Here is a 2,445-nt window from a genome sequence, read left to right as displayed (position 1 = left end):
CCCGAGTTTTGCAGCATGACTAAGTGGATTTCAACCCCTTTGCCCTGCTAGAAGGGCATATTTTTTGTCAAGTATTTATGACTTCTTACGTGGATTATTGCGGATGTATGATATAATCTGCCAACTGTTCCCGCAGGTCGAAGGCGGTGTCCATGCATCTCAGGAAGGCCAAGGTCAAAGGTCGGGTCTATCTGTCGATCGTGCAGAGCTACCGCACGCCGGACGGCAAGACCAGGTCCAAGACCATCGAGACGATCGGCTACGCCGACGCCTTTGAAGGTATCTATGGCGATCCGATCGCTCATTTTGAAGCTGAAGTCGAGCGCAGGAACGCCGAGGCCAGGACGGCCGGGGCGGCGATAACCGTCAAGTTCTCACCTGCGAAAAAGATCGACAAGCGCGCCGAGGGCCGCGTCGAGCTCGGGGCGGCGGTGCCCAGCGCGTACTTCCACCGCGACCTCGGGGTCTGGGGCTTCTTCGAGAAGAAGCGCACCGCGCGCGGGTTCGCCTACGACCCCTGCCGCATCCTGGAGCTGCTCGTGTGGAACCGCATCAGCGACCCCGGCTCGAAGAGGGCCGCCTTCGAGGCCCGCGGGCGCTTCCCGCGCAGGTGCGACTTCAGCCTGGACGACGTGTACCGCTCCCTGACCTACCTCAACGCCAACGCCGACGCCCTGGTCAGGCACATGAACGAGAGCCTGGAGGCCGCGCGCGGGCCCCGCAACAGGGCGCGCCTGTACTACGACGTGACCAACTACTACTTCGAGGTCGAAAACGAAGACATCGACGGCCTGCGCAGGCGCGGCGTGTCCAAGGAGCACCGGCCCTCGCCGATCGTGCAGATGGGGCTGTTCCTGGACGGCGACGGGCTGCCCCTCGACTACGAGATCTTCCCGGGCAACCGGAACGACATGTCCACGATGCTCCCCGCGATGGAGAAGGCGGGGCTGCGCCGCGCGGGCGGCCCGGAGGCCGGGCGCGTCATCGTCGTCGCCGACAAGGGCCTGAACACCTCCGGCAACATCGCCGCCGTCACCCTCGACGGGAACGGCTTCATCCTGTCCCAGTCGGTGCGCAGGGCGACCAGGGAGCTCAGGGGCTGGGTGCTCTCCGGCGAGGGGTACGAGCGGAACGCGTCGGGCACCTTCAAGGTCAAGAGCCGCGTCGCGGACAAGGCCGTCCACGTCGTCGGCGAGGACGGCAGGAGGCGCAAGGTCACGGTGCCCGTGAAGGAGGTCGCCTTCTGGTCGCGCGACTACTTCGAGCGCAGCCGCCGCGAGCGCGAGAAGGTCGTCGAGAGGTCCAGGGCCGCGATCGAGGGCGGCGAGATGTCGTCGGCCGCCGCCAAGACCCCCGTGCGCTACGCCAAGGACATGCCCGTGGTGAGGGAGACCGGCGAGGCGGCCAGCCACAACTGGGTGCTCGACGAGGCCAGGATCGCGGCCGACGAGGCCTGCGACGGCTACTACTGCATCGTCACGAGCGAGCAGGAGATGGGCGACCGCGAGGTCATCGAGGCCTACCGCGGGCTCTGGAGGATCGAGGACTCGTTCCGCGTGCTCAAGAGCGACCTCGACGCCAGGCCCGTCTACGTGTCGCGGGAGGACCACATACGCGCGCACTTCCTCGTCTGCTACGTCGCGCTGCTGGTCATGCGCCTGATGCAGCTCGACACGGGGCGCGAGCACACGTCCGAGCAGATCGCCGAGGCGCTCCGCGGGGTCGTGGGCCACAGGCTCGACGCCAACGCGTACCTCTTCGACTACCGCACCGACCTGACCGACGAGCTGGCGGCGGCCGTCGGGATAGACCTGTCCAGGCAGGTCCTCACGCGCGGGCAGATCCGCCAGGTGATGGCCGACGTGAGGAAGCCCAGGGCGGAAGTGGAGGTTTCGAGGCGCTAGGCCGTCGCACTGCGAAAAAAGTCACGGGGAAAGGGGCCGTTCGCGCAGGTCGCAAGGGCCAAACTGTCCCGACCAGCTGCAAAAGATGGGTTCTCCCACCGCCTGGGCGCACGGGACGCGCATGCGCACGGTAAACGGCGGGCCCGGGTCCACCTCGAGCACACCGCCGAGCGCCGTGGCGGAGGCGCGCATCCCCGTCAGGCCACCGCCCTCCCGGGGCGGCGCCGCACAGGGCGCGCCGTCGTTGCACACCGTACAGGTTTCCATGCCGCCGATCCGCGCGAACACGGCCTCGACCACCGCCGCCTGGGCGTGGCTCACCGCGTTGGTCGCCGCCTCGCGCACCGCGCGCGCAAACGCCAGCGCACACGCAGGGTCGGCAGGCAGCGCGCCCCGCAGGCGCACCTCCACGTCGATCAGAGCGAACGCGTCGACCACCGCCGCAAGCTCCGTGGCGGCATCGGGCTGGGCGTCGGAACCGGAGCGCAGGTCGTCCGCAATGCTTGCCAGCAGCGTGCCGCGCACCGCGCCCGGCTGCGTC

2 protein-coding genes are annotated in these 2,445 nt (G+C 67.9%); one reads left to right on the top strand and one right to left on the bottom strand.

The genetic code is table 11. The features are described from left to right. Positions 1–152 precede the first annotated feature (152 nt). Positions 153–1,904: an IS1634 family transposase gene (locus ACI38Z_RS06275; RefSeq protein WP_439789342.1), complete on the top strand. Its 1,752-nt coding sequence runs from the start codon at positions 153–155 to the stop codon at positions 1,902–1,904. 21 nt (positions 1,905–1,925) lie between these two features. Here ACI38Z_RS06275 and ACI38Z_RS06270 read toward each other — a convergent pair. Continuing rightward, a partial coding sequence (locus tag ACI38Z_RS06270; RefSeq protein ID WP_439789341.1) for a sensor histidine kinase occupies positions 1,926–2,445 on the bottom strand: 520 nt, incomplete at its 5' end.

This window comes from Parafannyhessea sp. (assembly GCF_051876455.1).
Taxonomy (GTDB): Bacteria; Actinomycetota; Coriobacteriia; order Coriobacteriales; family Atopobiaceae; genus Parafannyhessea.
The sequence above is the reverse complement of the archived record's forward strand: the minus strand, read 5'-3'. Positions and strand labels throughout refer to the sequence as shown.